Source organism: Jutongia sp. SJQ-6 (genome assembly GCF_054161275.1).
On record NZ_CP195314.1, the window covers coordinates 2446823 to 2462308 of the forward strand.

General features: G+C 36.3%; 24 protein-coding genes. 22 read left to right on the plus strand and 2 right to left on the minus strand.

Annotated elements, in window-relative coordinates:
• The first annotated feature begins 17 nt into the window (after positions 1-17).
• The 22 genes from ACSAJE_RS11160 to ACSAJE_RS11265 all read left to right on the plus strand — a co-directional run bounded on the left by ACSAJE_RS11160 (position 18) and on the right by ACSAJE_RS11265 (position 14352).
• A complete protein-coding gene (locus tag ACSAJE_RS11160) occupies positions 18-653 on the plus strand; it encodes a hypothetical protein (RefSeq protein ID WP_458009091.1) in 636 nt (211 codons plus the stop codon).
• Positions 650-1012, plus strand: a complete 363-nt coding sequence (locus ACSAJE_RS11165) for a hypothetical protein (protein WP_458009092.1) — start codon at positions 650-652, stop codon at positions 1010-1012. Before ACSAJE_RS11160 ends, ACSAJE_RS11165 begins: the two co-directional genes overlap by 4 nt.
• Before the next feature lie 257 nt (positions 1013-1269).
• On the plus strand, positions 1270-2190 hold the full coding sequence (locus ACSAJE_RS11170; RefSeq protein ID WP_458009093.1) for a hypothetical protein: 921 nt from the start codon (positions 1270-1272) through the stop codon (positions 2188-2190).
• 46 nt (positions 2191-2236) lie between these two features.
• Entirely contained in the window at positions 2237-3025 is a 789-nt protein-coding gene (locus ACSAJE_RS11175; RefSeq protein WP_458009094.1) for a hypothetical protein, read from the plus strand.
• Positions 3026-3249: 224 nt separating this feature from the next.
• Positions 3250-3927: an exonuclease domain-containing protein gene (locus ACSAJE_RS11180; protein WP_458009095.1), complete on the plus strand. Its 678-nt coding sequence runs from the start codon at positions 3250-3252 to the stop codon at positions 3925-3927.
• A gap of 38 nt (positions 3928-3965) precedes the next feature.
• Positions 3966-5048 (plus strand): hypothetical protein, encoded by a 1083-nt coding sequence (locus ACSAJE_RS11185; protein ID WP_458009096.1) that lies wholly within the window; start codon positions 3966-3968, stop codon positions 5046-5048.
• Positions 5049-5075: 27 nt separating this feature from the next.
• On the plus strand, positions 5076-6146 hold the full coding sequence (locus ACSAJE_RS11190; protein WP_458009097.1) for a hypothetical protein: 1071 nt from the start codon (positions 5076-5078) through the stop codon (positions 6144-6146).
• A gap of 155 nt (positions 6147-6301) precedes the next feature.
• Entirely contained in the window at positions 6302-6763 is a 462-nt protein-coding gene (locus ACSAJE_RS11195) for a DHH family phosphoesterase (protein WP_458009098.1), read from the plus strand.
• 77 nt (positions 6764-6840) lie between these two features.
• Positions 6841-7125 carry a transposase gene (locus tag ACSAJE_RS11200; protein ID WP_337474279.1) on the plus strand — a complete coding sequence of 95 codons (285 nt, stop codon included), beginning with the start codon at positions 6841-6843 and terminating at the stop codon, positions 7123-7125.
• Entirely contained in the window at positions 7122-8030 is a 909-nt protein-coding gene (locus tag ACSAJE_RS11205) for an IS3 family transposase (RefSeq protein WP_458010071.1), read from the plus strand. Before ACSAJE_RS11200 ends, ACSAJE_RS11205 begins: the two co-directional genes overlap by 4 nt.
• A gap of 65 nt (positions 8031-8095) precedes the next feature.
• The gene (locus ACSAJE_RS11210; RefSeq protein ID WP_458009099.1) at positions 8096-8647 is read left to right on the plus strand and encodes a DHH family phosphoesterase; all 552 of its coding nucleotides are present in this window, start codon (positions 8096-8098) and stop codon (positions 8645-8647) included.
• A 30-nt stretch (positions 8648-8677) separates the two neighbouring features.
• Positions 8678-8809 (plus strand): hypothetical protein, encoded by a 132-nt coding sequence (locus ACSAJE_RS11215; protein WP_458009100.1) that lies wholly within the window; start codon positions 8678-8680, stop codon positions 8807-8809.
• An 86-nt stretch (positions 8810-8895) separates the two neighbouring features.
• Positions 8896-9102, plus strand: a complete 207-nt coding sequence (locus ACSAJE_RS11220; protein ID WP_458009101.1) for a hypothetical protein — start codon at positions 8896-8898, stop codon at positions 9100-9102.
• A gap of 18 nt (positions 9103-9120) precedes the next feature.
• Positions 9121-9684, plus strand: a complete 564-nt coding sequence (locus ACSAJE_RS11225) for a hypothetical protein (RefSeq protein ID WP_458009102.1) — start codon at positions 9121-9123, stop codon at positions 9682-9684.
• Positions 9685-9728: 44 nt separating this feature from the next.
• Positions 9729-10130, plus strand: coding sequence for a hypothetical protein (locus ACSAJE_RS11230; protein WP_458009103.1), 402 nt, complete (start codon positions 9729-9731; stop codon positions 10128-10130).
• Between the two features lie 150 nt (positions 10131-10280).
• Entirely contained in the window at positions 10281-10508 is a 228-nt protein-coding gene (locus tag ACSAJE_RS11235) for a helix-turn-helix domain-containing protein (RefSeq protein ID WP_458009104.1), read from the plus strand.
• A gap of 95 nt (positions 10509-10603) precedes the next feature.
• A complete protein-coding gene (locus ACSAJE_RS11240; protein WP_458009105.1) occupies positions 10604-11683 on the plus strand; it encodes a hypothetical protein in 1080 nt (359 codons plus the stop codon).
• A gap of 118 nt (positions 11684-11801) precedes the next feature.
• Positions 11802-12092 (plus strand): hypothetical protein, encoded by a 291-nt coding sequence (locus ACSAJE_RS11245; protein ID WP_458009106.1) that lies wholly within the window; start codon positions 11802-11804, stop codon positions 12090-12092.
• A gap of 250 nt (positions 12093-12342) precedes the next feature.
• Positions 12343-12561 (plus strand): aspartate dehydrogenase, encoded by a 219-nt coding sequence (locus tag ACSAJE_RS11250; RefSeq protein ID WP_458009107.1) that lies wholly within the window; start codon positions 12343-12345, stop codon positions 12559-12561.
• 2 nt (positions 12562-12563) lie between these two features.
• Positions 12564-12905 (plus strand): arsenate reductase family protein, encoded by a 342-nt coding sequence (locus tag ACSAJE_RS11255; RefSeq protein ID WP_458009108.1) that lies wholly within the window; start codon positions 12564-12566, stop codon positions 12903-12905.
• Positions 12905-13819, plus strand: coding sequence for a DUF2971 domain-containing protein (locus tag ACSAJE_RS11260; protein WP_458009109.1), 915 nt, complete (start codon positions 12905-12907; stop codon positions 13817-13819). Before ACSAJE_RS11255 ends, ACSAJE_RS11260 begins: the two co-directional genes overlap by 1 nt.
• Positions 13820-13941: 122 nt before the next feature.
• Positions 13942-14352 (plus strand): peptide deformylase, encoded by a 411-nt coding sequence (locus tag ACSAJE_RS11265; RefSeq protein ID WP_458009110.1) that lies wholly within the window; start codon positions 13942-13944, stop codon positions 14350-14352.
• 7 nt (positions 14353-14359) lie between these two features.
• On the opposite strand, the gene ACSAJE_RS11270 is transcribed toward ACSAJE_RS11265, so the two are convergent.
• Together ACSAJE_RS11270 and ACSAJE_RS11275 are read right to left on the minus strand one after the other, a co-directional pair.
• A complete protein-coding gene (locus ACSAJE_RS11270; protein ID WP_458009111.1) occupies positions 14360-14560 on the minus strand; it encodes a helix-turn-helix transcriptional regulator in 201 nt (66 codons plus the stop codon).
• Positions 14561-14695: 135 nt separating this feature from the next.
• A complete protein-coding gene (locus ACSAJE_RS11275) occupies positions 14696-15397 on the minus strand; it encodes an XRE family transcriptional regulator (protein ID WP_458009112.1) in 702 nt (233 codons plus the stop codon).
• Positions 15398-15486: the final 89 nt, after the last annotated feature.

Sequence of the window (15486 nt, forward strand, 5' to 3'; positions counted from 1 at the left end):
AGAGAGGATGTGGTTGCATGAATAAGCACAAGATGTTTTTGTACTTGTTTAGTGGTATATCAGTGGTTCGGGTTTTGATCGAAATTTTTTTTAAGAATTGTTACATTAATCGACATATGTGGTTAGTGTATGCATCCTATTTTTTAATAATTGGTGTTGTATTATTCGCTAATTTTCCAACTGTACCTTTAGCTTGTTCTGTCAAAAAAGTTGAATGTATAATGTTGGGGGATGGAACATTAACGCAGGAAATTTTTGATGCAAAAAAGCAGAGTGCGTTTTCGCTGGTTTGTGAAACAGAACTGGGACGTGCCTATTCTTCTAACAATGGCGAAATGATATATACAAAATTAGTCAAGATGAAATGCGAAAATGATGATACAGTGCTCTCGTTGTTTATATATATCTTTTTATATACTTTAGCAGGATTATGTATATACGACATTATTGAAGGGGTAGTTCAAGGAACGATTGATATAAATATACCAATTAAATTGGTGGCTGATAAGTTAAAAACTTTAAATGTTTTGTCAAGTCGATATGGGGTGGTAAATCAACTTAATTATGCGTGGGAATGTATAGTACATGTATATGGAAATTTTATTAAGTATTTTGAAATAGGAGTGCGTTTGATTATGGAGGTGGTGTCATGAGTATATTAATTATAGCAGTCATTGCAATGATGGCGGCAGCGGTGGTAAATATTATACTTACGGAGTCTGTGAAGTATTGCAATTTTTCAAATATGACTGCGTATACTGAAATGACAGTTGCAGGTTCTGTGTTGATGTTTTTGAGTTGGATAGTCTCGTCTCAAAATGAAAATTTTGATCTTAAATGGGTACATGTGACAGCAATTGTCTATGCAAGTGTATTTTTCCTAGATGTTATTGAAACTGTTCGATTAACCGGAAGCAGAAATAATGATCAACGAGACATATGCGCAAGATTAAAAAAATCTTCAATTGTAATAACAATTCTATATTTCGTTTTTAGTTATCTGATATCATAATTAACTATCAATTATGATAATTAATGGGCTACTGTAACATTGATTTGACTATAAAATTTTCGAATTATGAAGATGTAGGACTTTTATGAGATACTCTTTTGTTTCATTAAAGAGCATGTCTTATTAAAAGTCCTATATTTTTTGATTAATATATACTGGAAGTCTATTAATTTATTTAATGTGTACATTCTGTAAAATATAATCATAAACAAAAGTTGAGGAGATTAGCTTATATAAGCGGAAAGGAAGGTATAGTTATGGATACTACAGTAAATATGGAATTAGTTTCGAATGAGATGGAGGTAAAAATGGAATATCCTAGTCCTTTTGAGTGGAGGGAGGGAGAATGGATCGAAGAAGAGGATTTATCGAATGGTGGTTTTGGGCATTATATTGATTTAGATTCTTTAGAGAAATCAATTGTTTTGGCAATCAATCAGTTATTAGTTGTAAACAAACAAATTTTGAAAAAATATTTGATAAGAGAAGGCATAGTTGTCAATGATCGTTGCTTGGCAAAAGAATTAAAAAAACTCACAGAAAATCACTATCTTCGCAGGTATGCTTTTCACAATGCTAACGGTTCAGTAGGGTTGATGAGAGTATATGCGGTAGGACGGAAGGGAAAAGGATTTCTTATATTTAATAAACACAAGATGAGACTAGAAGGTTATATTTCTAATAGAAATGCAACACAAATCAAAAAAATTTTATGTGCCAATCAAGCTGCTTTGGGAATCGCTGGCAATGATAATAGTATGGTGTTTCAGACTGCTAAATCGTTTTGGTATGACAAAAAGAAGACAGGCCATACCAACAAAATTTTTAGAGCACTTTCATATGTTACAGATAATAAGAAAACATACATTATACAGCCGATTCGCAATGACAACGAAAATATAACTGAACTTTTTGACAAGCTGTCTCGAATTGATATCGTATTGAAAAAACTTGGACCGGATGCCATGCATATTGGCAATGATGTTACAGTAGTGATTGTCGCGGAAAACCAGTTATTAATGGAGCATATTAGAAAAGTACTAAATAGTAAACACTATTTGAACTTTCGATTGGCAGTTTCTTATGATCGGCTAGTCGGGTCAGAAAAGGAAGTTGTAGATAAAATATTCTATATTAATCCAAAATCATTTTGGACCAAGGTGTTTCATATGTGCTGATTTTGGAAATATAGGGGACATAAAGACGAAAGAGGTGAAAAACTATATGTTAGGATTATTAGGAGATTTTTTAGGGATAATAATTGCATTTGCTGTTTTGTTTGGAATTTTATGTACTATTACAGGCGAGGATGCTAAAGGAGTTACAATTATTACAAATACGGTAACGGCAATGATATTGTATGCAGTTATACTTTCAGTATTTAATTTTGACGGAACAGGAAACGGTGTTTTTCGTTCTGCAATTCCTATGATAAAAGGATTAGAAAGATATGACTCGGTATTAGCATTTGTTAAGAACGCTCCTGGTGACTTCGCAAAGAGTTTTGTGGAATTAGTTACACTGTCACTGATAATCTCTTATGTTTCAAATTTACTTAGCTTTCCATCTGCGGGGGCATTTGGAAAGATAACCTCAAGAATAATTTTGGTTTTCGCTGGAATTATTATGTATGGAGCTGTTATGGATAGCATTTCAGAAAACGTAGTTATAAAATGGTGTGTGTATGCTGTAGAGTCATTCATAACAATTGGCAGCATTGCATATACACCGTTGATGTTGGCTGCAAATCTTACAGGATTAAAACATGATAATTGGTTGTTGATTTATTTGATTAATGCGTTACCCAAATGTAAGTTAGGAAAGGCAATAAGTGCAGCAATTAGTTCAGTGATAATGTTTCTAGTGTTGGCTGTTATATTGGAAAATCAATATGGATCTATAAAATACATATTAAGAGGTGGAACTGCTATACTCGAAACGATGGGTGGGATAGTAGTCATGTGTATGGGATTGTATTTTATGCTGGGTTGTTTGAAGGCGGGAAAGAGATAAAGATTGAATAGAATCTCAATTAGTATTTAGACTCTACATAATTATTATATGGTGCAATTTGATTATTATCAGTTACTAGTTGTTTGTGTCATTATATATGTAAAGAAACAAGAGAAACTAGATAAGTTCTTGTGCGACTAACTGTAATATGACGCAAGATAATACAAGAATTTAGATAATTGGTTTTTGTTATGGTATAACAAGCCCTGAAGGAGGAATGCATTATGAGAAATATTAAAAATGTTGTTGTTGATTTTGAGTTTTGTAAAGTGAACAAAAAGCAGAGAAGCTTGACGGGAACGCACTTGTATCAGGAAATCATCGAATTTGGTGCAATCATGTTGGATGAGAATATGAATGTAATCGGAAAATTTCAGAAATTTGTCAAGCCGCAGTATGGCACAGTTTCTGCTTTTATTTCTAATTTGACCGGAATTGCACCGGACATGCTGGAAGAGGAGCAGCCGTTCAACGAGGTTTTAACGGAATTTCTTCAGTGGATCGGTAATACTGATTTTCAAATAGCATCGTGGTCTATGAGTGATTATCGTCAGTTATATGAGGAAATTTGTGATAAGTGTGCTGATGAGGATTATAGTTGCATATTCGACGGCTGGAGGGATATTCAGCGTGAATTTGGAGATAAAATTGGATATAAGGCTGCATTGTCACTGGAAAATGCCATGTCGGCAATTGATGAGAGATTTGAGGGAAAAGCTCATGATGCGTTAGTTGATGCAGAAAATACGGCGTTGCTTGTGTCATTATTAGCAGACAAAAAGCAATTTGATATAAGGACAAAAACCATGCAGGAATTGTTGAAACCCTCAGAAGAAGAAGGAACTACTCTGGGCAGTATGTTCGGTGATCTATTTGCTGAGTGGGGATATGCTTTAGGATGAGTAGGTAGACTGTTTTACAGGAAAGATAGGTGAATAGGATGAAAAATAAAATTATACTTTTAGTAGAAATACCTTCAGCGTGTGGAGGCAATGCTTATGTATTGGTAGATGAAATGATTCAAAGAGGATTTCGGTATATGCCTATGGTTACAACGGAGAAGGATAGTCAAAACATTCCTAATTCAGAGGCTACTTATATTGATACAGATAAATTTCAGATTCTGTTATTAAAAAAGCAAATTCCATTATACGGAGAAAATAATGGAATATACTGGGGAATAACTAATGATATTATTGAAAATTGTACTAGAGATACGGGGAAAAAATATTTTACGCGTTTGAATTTAGATAAGGCGTTGCAGCTAAAAAAAGAAGATCCCAGTTCCTTTGCAATCGTGTGTATTTTCGAATATGTTAATATACATACGCCTCTTCCGGTATATGATATTGATATGTATATTTCTGGAACCTCTATTTCAAAAGCGGATATAGACAGAAGATTGGCTTTAATTGATGAGTTGGTAACTGCAGATTTTTTTTGCGAGTATAATAGAGATGAAAATAGTGTGACTCCAACGGAAGAAATTATAGACGCATTATATTACAATAAGGAACCTGAAAAAAATCTTTCGGTTGAGGCGTCCAATATAGTGATGGAAGCGATGTTGGGACAAAAACTTAAAAAATTCAATACACCGTATTCATTTAAGATGCTTGGAAAAAAGAGTATCTATAAATTGCAGATAGATAAAAATATTTCTGCATGTTTTGATATGCTTCATCATGGCAACGAAACATCCTTGAGTGTAGAGATATATTTGGAAGAACGCTTGCCATTTTATGAGGATCCTAAGAAAATGGATGCGTTGTATTCCTTATTGAACCAAATAAATACATCATATTTTTCAGAATCAGTTTGTGCTATATACAATCTTGGCGTGCTTGCGGTCATTAATTTTCCAAGTTTTTGTCCACAGCATTCAACTGATAAATTGGATAATATTATTAAGCGTACATACGATTTGATAGAGGATTTGATCGATATACGAAACTTCTTGAGAGGAACCACGACTTTCGAAGAAGAAATGAAAAAAAGAAATGTTTGGATGAGAAAGTTGTAAATGAAACTACTATGGAGGATTGATAATATGCTGAAATCAATATATAGGTATATATTAGAAAATCAACAACATATTAAAGATTATGTGTTTATACAATTGTTGGCTTTTTTTTGGATTTGTATATTCCTAAATGATGGTGTTTTATATTTTGAAAGATTCAATATATTGCTCACTAGCAGAAGTTCCATTCTTGTTTTTTGGGTTTTAGCAATGATTGTGTTAGTTGTTTATGCGTGTTGGTTACATAAAAATGGAATCCGTATACAAAATGACTCGAGTGATTTTATCTGCTTAGGAATGGTTCCACTGACTTTGATTTTAGTGCTTTTCTACTGCTGCCAAAGAAATATTATAACAATAGTTTTAAGCTTATGCTCGACGGCGTATATCATTCTATTAGGTATAGCAAATGCAAAAAAGATGATGACATGCGGAGGAAAACGATCACGTTTTTACCGATTATTATATGTCAATAAAATTATTAAAGTGATAAGTTGTGTTGGTTTTCTGATAATTATAAATCTTTTTGTTTGTGAAACCATTCTTCCGCAGAAAGAAGCAGTAACCTCTGTGCATAAAATTAACCAAGAAAAAACTGTTTTGAATAAGGCAAAATTGGTTCGAAGTTTTGATGAAAAAAACTGGGGAAATTTATCAAAAAAGAAAAAACTGGTATTACTTCAAAACCTTGCAGATTATACGACGCAGAAATATTTGGGATGTTGTAATGTGACGGTTCGGCAAGCTTTCACATGGGATGAAGATACATGGGGACGTTTTGAAAATACAATGCCGGAATTCGTTTTTATTTCGTCCAATCTTTTGGACAAAGGTGCATCACATGATTTAGCGACTACCGTGCTCCATGAGACATATCACCACTATCAGTATGTGTGCTGTTCCATATATACTTCTAATATTAATAATAACGAAGGCTCAGATCTTTATTATTTTCGAAAGCTTCAATCATGGATTGACAACTTCGAGCACTATAAGAATGTGGATAAGTTTGGGGTAGAAGCTTATAAAAATCAGCCTATAGAAAAAGATGCAAATGCGTTTGCTGAACGAATAATAAAAGAACTATTGAATGAGTAAGAGATTGTGCGAAGGGGGATGGAATATAAAATAACATAGTTTCAAGGAAAAGTGATTTAATTAAAGTGGACTTAAATATGATTAATGGGAAAATATAGTAAAATGTTTTACATTAGATATTGTAAACAAGCCAGGAAAGAAGAAGGAGGTATTCTATGGATAAACTTGATTGTAAAAGTTTCAGAAAGCACCTTGATCAAATGTTAGGTGAAAATGATATTGATACTGTTGTTGTGCTTTCTCATGTAAATGCGGATGGAGATGCGGCAGGATCGGTATTATCTTTATCGCATTATCTAAATGAGATTTATCCCAATATTAAGGTGATTCCGTATTTATCAGAGGTAGAAAGAGGTGTTGGGAAAATCGTCTTAGAAGATGAGATATTCAAGGATGTATTTACTTTCCCCACATTAGATAAAGAATATATTGCAATCGCTGTAGATACAGCAACGGAAGAGAGAATTGCTGGCAATTCTTTATTTGTGAGTGCAAAGGACACAATACAAATTGATCATCATCTACAAAATGAAGAGTATGCAGATGTAAATTATATCGAGTTTCGAGAAGCTTGTGCCGAAAACATTTATTCAATTATGGTGTTAGAATATAAATAGTACAAGTCAAAGTGAGAGCTTTTCATTCCGTCGATTAGTGATACAATAAAAGTATCGTACTGAAGGAGGAATTTATCATGGCAAAACATTTTGACAAACAGTTTAAACTGGATGCCGTCCAGTACTATCATGATCACCGTGAACTGGGATTGGTCGGCTGTGCATCAAATCTAGGCATCAGCCAGCAGTCTCTGTCCAGATGGCAGAAGGAGCTGCGGGAATCCGGTGATCTGAAATGCCGTGGATCCGGCAATTATTCTTCGGATGAGGCAAAAGAGATCGCCCGTCTGAAGAGAGAATTGCGTGATGCCAAGGACGCGCTTGATGTGCTAAAAAAAGCCATAAACATTCTGGGCGAATAACGGAAGCTGTTTATCTCGAAGTTACCGTTAAAGCAGAAAACGCAAAAAAAGCAGGACGCCGGGTTTCTGTTTCCGGAATGTTAAAATATTTAGGCGTTTCACGGTCAGGGTATGCCGCATGGAAACGGCATATACCATCCGATACTGCCAAACGCAGGAAACTGCTCAAGGACAAGATCAAAAAGATTTATGACAATTCTCATCAGAATTATGGTGCCCCTAAGATCACAAGGGAATTACGTAAAACAGGGGAAAACATTTCTGAAAAAACTGTCGGTAAATACATGAAACAAATGGGCATCAAAGCCCAATGGATCCGTCCATGGACAGTAACAACCAAGGATTCCGATTTCAGTAATGAATTGCAAAATATCCTTGATGAGCAGTTTAATCCTGAACGTCCAAATGCAGTCTGGTGTTCAGATATCACATATATCTGGACGATGGAAGGTTTTGTATATCTGACCAGCATTATGGATCTGTATTCAAGAAAGATCATTGCATGGACGCTTTCCAAAACATTGGAAACATCCTGTGTGATTGAAACTATAAACAAAGCAAAAGCAAAACGCAGCACCGAATTACCTTTGATCATCCACAGTGACAGAGGCAGCCAGTATGTATCGAAAGAATATAAACAGGCAACAGCAAAAATGAATCGAAGCTATTCCAAGAAAGCTTTTCCTTGGGATAATGCCTGTATCGAATCCTTTCATTCGCTGATAAAACGGGAATGGCTGAACCGCTTTAAGATCAGCAATTACAAACATGCATACCGCCTGGTATTTGAATACTTGGAAACGTTTTATAATACCAAACGAATTCATAGTCATTGCGATTATATGTCACCCGATGATTTTGAAGGATTGTATCAACAGGCAACTTTGGAATTGCTGGCAGGTTAGAATGAGAAAAACTCATTTTAACTTGTACTAAATCTTGACATAGGACCATTATTGATTGGGATGAATTGTTAGAGAAAGGTGCAAAAACAGAGACAGTATTTATGATTGCTCAATATTTGTATTTGGGCATTGTAACTGACACAGGTTGTTTTAAGAGAAGCGACAAAATTACATTTGATATTGCAAGTCACTTACTTTCTTTGGGAGTGAAACACAAAAAGGTGGTAAGAGCAACGATGTCAAGTACTATGGATGAATTGAGGAGACAAAATTCGCTAATTGACAAAGTGAAAAGTGCTTCTAATGGAGATGTTACATATGTTTATATGAAACAGGATGAAATGTGTAAAAGAAATTATACATATCATGATTTGCATAAATTGCCAGATTTGTTAAGAGAATTGGAAGGTGTAAAAATAGCATTTGTGCTTTTCCCAGAAGAGAATGGACTCTACAAGTGTTCCATGCGGTCAAAAGAACATGACATAAATGAATTTTTGTCAAGTTTTATAGCAGGAGGAGGTGGACACAGGAATGCTACATCATTTAAGATCTGCACAGATGATCCAGATACCGTGTTAGAAAATTTATTAGATGCATTGGAATCGATATTGTAGATAACATAAATATTGGGAGGAGAATTTACTATGGATAAATTGATACTGCGCAAAATGGATTATGCAAAAGATTTATTAGTATTATATCAGTATATGATGGCTTCTATGACAATAATGGATATTGGTGCAGTGGAAGCAATGAAGGGACAAAGTAGGCTTTGACAGAAATCTAATTGCAGATCATAATCGAAAATGGTAGTATTGAAGAAATAATAAAATCACTAAGCATGAAAAAGGGAGGCATTTATATGGAAGCATTTCAGGAACTACAAGATGAAAAAAGACGTATTGAATTTGCGAGTTTATTGGGGGAAACGCCTGATTTTTCTAAATTGCGGCAGATTGCAATATTATTTAATGAGCAAAATAACACAAATCTGAATGTTGCTGGGACAGACAAAGAATTGTGGAAAAGTGTGCAGCAGTATTTTAGAAATCTACTGCGTGATAGTTAATAGAAAAAGGTGTGTGCAATGGGTGTTGAAAATCTAAAAGAAGATAAAAAAATTATTGTTGTAGTTGGAGTACATGGAAACAAGGCTAATAAGATATTGGAGCAGATTGTAGCAAATTTTGCATGCGCTTATCCTAAGAACACAACATGTAGAAAAAAACGTCTGGATGAAAATGAAGAAATGTATGATTTTGTTTCGAAGGACAAATTGAAATACATGATTGCTAACAACATGTTTTTTGATTATTATAAAATAGGCGATAATTGGTGGGGAACAACATACGAAAATTTGAACTTAGCATTATCGCAGTCTGCCACAAAAAATGTAGTAGTCAGGATTAATGACTACGAGATGGCAGAAAAATTAAAAAATATATATAAGAATAATCTTTGCTTATTATTTGTTGAGGCAGATGAAGATACAGAATGGATGATTGGCGATGAATATTTGGCAAAGAAAACTCGATGTCGAAAGTCTGCTGATTGTGTTCTGGATATTTTTCAACATGCAGGAGGTGAAGAAATAGTTTTTGAGAATATTGAAAACGCTCTTTCTGTTACTCGATCATTTCAGGGGAGATGACAATGTACATATTTAATGATGATATATACGATAGGAAGGGAACGGTGAGAATGATGGATGGTGCTGATACAAATAGTATGTATGAAAAAATGGTGCTGATATACGAAGAGTATATTAGTAAAAATAATATTGATGAGGAAAAAATAATTGATACAATAAAGGTTAATGATACGGCATTGGATTTAGCGATTGGACGAAAACAAGCCAGTTTTGTTCTTCTAAATAAAACTACATTGCGAAGGATTCTTACTATTGGGACAATTTCGTTGGATAGCATTCAGCTAAATGATGACGGAATTATTCCAGAAGCACATCAAGCCGATATAATATCCACCGTATTATATGATAGAGCTTTTGGTTGTGAGTCACCAAAAAATTTATGCAGAAATATGACAAGTAACTTTAATGATAAGCTTAAGGTGGTTGTGGATATGATTAAAAAGTGAGTTGTTACCGGTTATGAGAGCAATAATAAATAGGGTGGAAAGATAGCATAGCATTAGGTTGTTTTGCTATCTTTTTTTGATTGATAAACCACTCATTGTGTGGTAAATTGGAAACAACAAGAACCATTCATTGAGTGGTGGAAAGGGCTGATGTATATGACACAACGGGAAATCTTAAATGCAGCGAAGGAGCAGGCAGGAATGACGCAGAAGGAATTTGCCAGATATTTCGGGATTCCATTGCGGACGGTAGAGGGATGGTTTACCGAGAAAAGGGAAATACCAGACTATTTACTCCGGCTGATGTTGTACCGGTTGGAGATCGAACACAAGGTAAGCAATCTGTCACAATATGTCCCATTCCCGGAGGAGAAGTAGTATTTAACAGACATACATTTTCAGCAACCTATTTCTGTTTCACACATATCATCGGATAAGTGAAGTGTATGAATGCTAGAGAGGAGGGGTGAACTATGAGCAGAAAACAAATAACAGGAATTATACTGGTCTGTGTCCTTATGTTATGTGTACCGAAGACAGCCGATGCGAGATCTGTTTGGAAGTTATCGTCGGCGGCAAAGTCATTACAGGCAGGACATACCTGTAAAGTGTCGGTGAAACATCTACCAAGGAAAGCAAAGGTCAGATGGAAAAGCAGTAAGAAATTTGTAGTAAAAATCGTAAAGGCAGGGAAAAAGTCGGTTAAAATCAAGGCGATAAAGCCCGGCAAGGCATATATTATTGCAAAATATAAAGGAAAGACAAAGAAATGCCGGATCACGGTAAAATCAAAGTCGAGAAAGCGCAGTAATCCGTCCAATACGGAATCTCCGGTCATGAATGCCCGGAGTGTGGCACTTTACTATATTGAAGATAAGTATAAAAGCTATGTACCATGCGACGCAACGCATCAGTACGAATTTCAATTCAAGGTGAATGGAACGAAGCGAGAAGTGGATCGCTGGAGGCTGACCGGAGAAAATGCAGGATATTTTTCAATATCGGATGATGGTGTGGTAAAAGGCATTATGGAACCGGCAGGGAATGACTCTGGGGTGGCTGCAACCGCGGAAGCAACATTGGAGGATGGGCAGAAAGTGACAGCAGAGGTTAAGCTGTACGGTGAATCGGACGGGTATGTTGAACGGCTTTTGTCAGAGTTTGAAGCGAAGTATATTACCGGAGCGATGACTGAACGGGAAAAGATGGAAAAAGCCGCATGGTACATAGGAGCCACCACAAGCTATGAGTATAATCAAGCGGACTGGAGGCTGTTGTTATTTGCCGGTGGCGGGGACTGCTATGCAAGCCGTGTACTCCTTGCCAGGATGTGTAAACATATGGGTATCAAAGCGGAGGAATGCCGCAATTATGATTATCACGGAAGAACACTGGTGAAAGCAGACGGCACCTATTATCTTATTATCACCGGTTTCGATGAACCAAAGCCGAGGAGCTACATGATCTCAACCATAACCGACGAAAGACAGTTAAAGAAGATCATGGACGAGAACGGACTGACACCGAAGCTGTTTGAGCAGCAAGAAAAGTAGATTTTTGTAGAAAGCCTGTAAGAAACAATGGTCTTGTGTTTCGGTGTTTATACTCTGAGACAGAGCCAAGGATTGAGGCAGAGATTAAACTTAGCAGAAAGAGAAGGGAGATAATACAATGACGAAGAAGGATATGACACTGCTGATTGAGGCAGAGGATGCGATCAATGATATGGACAGGGTGTTAGTCAGCCTGACCAGTATGGGACACTCCGATGGTTTGTTCCATAAGATGGACAATGTGTATGAGGTCATTATGAACAATTCGCACGAGTATTACCAAAAGGCGAAAAAAGAAAATGATGAAGACATAGAGAGCTTATTTTATCATATTGTAAATAATCAGTATCTGCTGGCTATGGATCGGGCGGAGATACTGCTGGAGGGGAGAATACGGGTGGAGAACTGATTGTAAGAAGAAAGGGGCGCAGGAGAAGTCTTGCGTCTATTTTAATTTGTTAAAGATATTTCAAATTGTCTTTGAAGAGTTATTTCTAAATTGAGAATGTATGAGGCTTATGTTAATATGGTTATATGGTGTTGTGTATGGAAACAGAAAGAACTTGAGAGGTAACAATGTAGATATGAAGATGATGAGCGATTTGCACAGTCATTTGGGAAGCTTGTGCTGATGGCACAGTCGGAGGAAGGCGAGTAACATGGGACTATTCAAGAAGAAAACTGATGTAAAGACCTATGATAAGAAAAATCTGAAACCTGTGATCAAAGCAAGCATTTGTAATGGTGAGCAGGTTGCAGGATTTAAAAATATACATACCGGTAAGATAGAAGAAGTGATGCTGATAAAAAGTCCGGCAGATCTCGAATCTTTTAAGGTAATGTATAGAATAGAGGAAGATATAGCAAAGGAATATTGATTATGAATATACAGATATTTGGAACAAAGAAGTGTAATGATACCAAGAAAGCAGAGCGTTTTTTCAAGGAGCGTGGCATTAAGTATCAATTTATTGATATGAATGTAAAAGGTATGAGTAAAGGCGAGTTCAATTCGGTTGCACAGGCGAATGGTGGTCTGGATAACATGATCAACTGGGATGGCAAAGACAAGGAATTGCTGGCTTTAATTAAGTACATAGTCGATGAGGATAAACTGGCAAAGGTACTTGAAAATCCGCAGGTGATCAAAACACCGGTAGTTAGAAATGGAAAGCAGTCAACACTCGGTTATCAGCCAGATGTCTGGAAAGGATGGAACTGATGATGAAATTTGAATATGCTAAGTATTTAGAATTGATTCAGAAGGATGAAAGAGAGGCAAATGCCTACAAGAATCAATTTATACCAGATTCACTCTACAAGTATCAGCCGATAGGTTCGAATAAAATGACACAGAAAAGAATTCGAACAATTAGGGAAGAAAAGATTTGGGCATCAAGAGCAGAGTTTTTAAATGATCCATTTGAATTTAAAATGCTTTATGCTGATCAAAATTCCAAAGACATTAAAGGTTTTTATGATGATGTGTTAGCTCGAAATGAGATAATTTGCTTAAGTGGTACATGGAACGATAAGCTGATGTGGTCTCATTATGCTGAATCTCATACAGGAATGTGCTTACAATATAAAATTACAAATAATTGGAAGGACCAGATTTTTCCTGTTACATATGTTGCACGGAGGCAATGCTGTACTAGGGAATTGAAGCAGTGGTTGAAAAATAAAGATTTAGTATTAGAGCAAATGACCAAAAATATGGGAATGGATGGCATGCAAAGAAAAATAATGCATTCATGTATGGGCATTATGTATATGAAAGATAGTGTCTGGAAATATGAAAAAGAATATAGAATAGTAACTAGAAATCATAGGGCAATTGAAAAAGAAATGTTTGATACATATAAAAAAGAAAAGGGGAGTTTACATAATACAAGTGAGTTTGATTTGGAATTATCAAGTATATTTTTGGGAATGAATTGTTCGGTTGAAAATAAAAACAGAATCATTGAAACTGTGCAGAAAATTAATGAAAAGAGAGTAAAAACTGCTATTGGACGGAGCAGAAAAGACAAAGCGATAATGTATAAAGTTTTGGAAGATTTGGAGGAGCTTGTTACAGTGTGGCAAGTATACCCAGATAATAAATTAAAATTAAAATGTGAGCGAATTAAATGACAAATTATATAAGATATATGGCTGAATAAAATAGGCTTTGATAATAAATCAGACATAAAATTAGTAAATCGCTTAAGAATACTGATAAAAAAATACACAAAGGTATGGAAAGGATGGAAGTAATGGTAAAGAAGGTTATACACGATCCACTGTTTTTAGCGCAGAAATCAGTGGATGCAACAGAAGCAGATAAACAGATTGTGACTGACTTGCTTGATACACTGAGAGATAATTTGGATCGGTGTGTTGGCATGGCTGCAAATATGATCAGGGTGAAGAAGAATATCATCGTAGTTGCAACGGGACCATTCCAATTTGCGATGATCAATCCGGTGATAACAAAGAAAAACGGTGCATATCAGACAGAAGAGGGTTGCCTGTCCTTAATGGGAGTTCGTCCCTGCACAAGATACCGGGAGATCGAAGTAGATTATCTTGATGAGAATTTTAAGAAAAAGCACGGTAAGTATTCCGGCAATGTAGCACAGATCATTCAGCATGAGATTGATCACTGTCATGGCATTGTGATATAGTCTGGAGTTAGCTATCTTGAATGATGAACCACTCCTCCACGGTCATATCGAGATATTTCGCCATCCGCAGGCAGAGATCGATGCCCGGAACAACCGTATTGTGTTCAATGTTAAAGATGCTTTTGCGGCACACGCCGAGTGCTGCCGCAAGGTCATCCTGGCTGATATTCTTTTCACGGCGTATTTCTGAGATATTGTTTGTCAACATTGAAATCCCTCCAAAGTATATTAAAATCTGAAATCATTTCTGTGAAATATGTGCCGGGGAGAGAAAATCCGGCAAATTTCTTTCCTCAGGCACCATCTATAGCATATCAAATATGCTGTCCCATAAAAGGGACGATCAGCATACCACTCTGCCAAATATCTTAAAACTGTTCTCTTTTCGGATCCGGATCGGATCATATTTTGGATTTAAGGAGACAAGGGAGAAACCTTCTCCGCCGCAGTTCAGTTTTTTGCAATAGGCATTTCCGTCCAGATAAAAGATGCCGATCTCGCCGGGAGCAATTTCTTCCGTCTGCTGTACCCATACGATCTGACCGTCGATATACTGCGGCTCCATACTGTCACCCTGAATGCGGACTCCGAAATCAGCTTCCGGGGCAACTTCATTTCCAACCTCGATCATCTCATAATTATCACTGTCCAGAAAAGCTCCGGTGCCTGCAGAAGCAGGAAGATCATATAAGCGGATCTCCCGGCAGGACGGAAGCACAGAGCGGTCTTCTCTTGCGTAATCGCCGGATTTGACCAGCAGTGCTATGTATTCTTTTGCTTTTTTGATCCCTTCTTCATTCAATTCACTAAACGGATCATCCGGCGTATATTCCCCGATAAAGGTATCATAAATATTGGTAATGCCAAGAATCTTGCAGAGTGCCAGCAGCTGTGTGGCATTTGGCTGGGTAACATTCCGCTCCCAGGAGCTGACGGCTGCAGGATTGATAAAGTATCCAAACTGTTCTAATTGCTTCGTGATATCAGGCTGTCGAAGCTTAAGTTCTTTACGCCGGTCCTGTATAATTTTTCCGATTGTATTCATTGTGATCTCCTTCTTTATGTATGGTTTCTGCCAGTACTATATACAATCCAGAGTGAAAAATCAATCACAAAATCAACTTTAAGACGAAA

Coding starts and splice junctions, on each gene's coding strand:
- ACSAJE_RS11180 (WP_458009095.1), top strand. CDS start 3,250: ATGAGAAATATTAAAAATGTTGTTGTTGATTTTGAGTTTTGTAAAGTG.
- ACSAJE_RS11185 (WP_458009096.1), top strand. CDS start 3,966: ATGAAAAATAAAATTATACTTTTAGTAGAAATACCTTCAGCGTGTGGA.
- ACSAJE_RS11195 (WP_458009098.1), top strand. CDS start 6,302: ATGGATAAACTTGATTGTAAAAGTTTCAGAAAGCACCTTGATCAAATG.
- ACSAJE_RS11175 (WP_458009094.1), top strand. CDS start 2,237: ATGTTAGGATTATTAGGAGATTTTTTAGGGATAATAATTGCATTTGCT.
- ACSAJE_RS11200 (WP_337474279.1), top strand. CDS start 6,841: ATGGCAAAACATTTTGACAAACAGTTTAAACTGGATGCCGTCCAGTAC.
- ACSAJE_RS11225 (WP_458009102.1), top strand. CDS start 9,121: ATGGGTGTTGAAAATCTAAAAGAAGATAAAAAAATTATTGTTGTAGTT.
- ACSAJE_RS11190 (WP_458009097.1), top strand. CDS start 5,076: ATGCTGAAATCAATATATAGGTATATATTAGAAAATCAACAACATATT.
- ACSAJE_RS11275 (WP_458009112.1), bottom strand. CDS start 15,397: ATGAATACAATCGGAAAAATTATACAGGACCGGCGTAAAGAACTTAAG.
- ACSAJE_RS11250 (WP_458009107.1), top strand. CDS start 12,343: ATGGGACTATTCAAGAAGAAAACTGATGTAAAGACCTATGATAAGAAA.
- ACSAJE_RS11235 (WP_458009104.1), top strand. CDS start 10,281: ATGTATATGACACAACGGGAAATCTTAAATGCAGCGAAGGAGCAGGCA.
- ACSAJE_RS11160 (WP_458009091.1), top strand. CDS start 18: ATGAATAAGCACAAGATGTTTTTGTACTTGTTTAGTGGTATATCAGTG.
- ACSAJE_RS11270 (WP_458009111.1), bottom strand. CDS start 14,560: ATGTTGACAAACAATATCTCAGAAATACGCCGTGAAAAGAATATCAGC.
- ACSAJE_RS11170 (WP_458009093.1), top strand. CDS start 1,270: ATGGATACTACAGTAAATATGGAATTAGTTTCGAATGAGATGGAGGTA.
- ACSAJE_RS11265 (WP_458009110.1), top strand. CDS start 13,942: ATGGTAAAGAAGGTTATACACGATCCACTGTTTTTAGCGCAGAAATCA.
- ACSAJE_RS11245 (WP_458009106.1), top strand. CDS start 11,802: ATGACGAAGAAGGATATGACACTGCTGATTGAGGCAGAGGATGCGATC.
- ACSAJE_RS11255 (WP_458009108.1), top strand. CDS start 12,564: ATGAATATACAGATATTTGGAACAAAGAAGTGTAATGATACCAAGAAA.
- ACSAJE_RS11215 (WP_458009100.1), top strand. CDS start 8,678: ATGGATAAATTGATACTGCGCAAAATGGATTATGCAAAAGATTTATTA.
- ACSAJE_RS11240 (WP_458009105.1), top strand. CDS start 10,604: ATGAGCAGAAAACAAATAACAGGAATTATACTGGTCTGTGTCCTTATG.
- ACSAJE_RS11260 (WP_458009109.1), top strand. CDS start 12,905: ATGATGAAATTTGAATATGCTAAGTATTTAGAATTGATTCAGAAGGAT.
- ACSAJE_RS11165 (WP_458009092.1), top strand. CDS start 650: ATGAGTATATTAATTATAGCAGTCATTGCAATGATGGCGGCAGCGGTG.
- ACSAJE_RS11220 (WP_458009101.1), top strand. CDS start 8,896: ATGGAAGCATTTCAGGAACTACAAGATGAAAAAAGACGTATTGAATTT.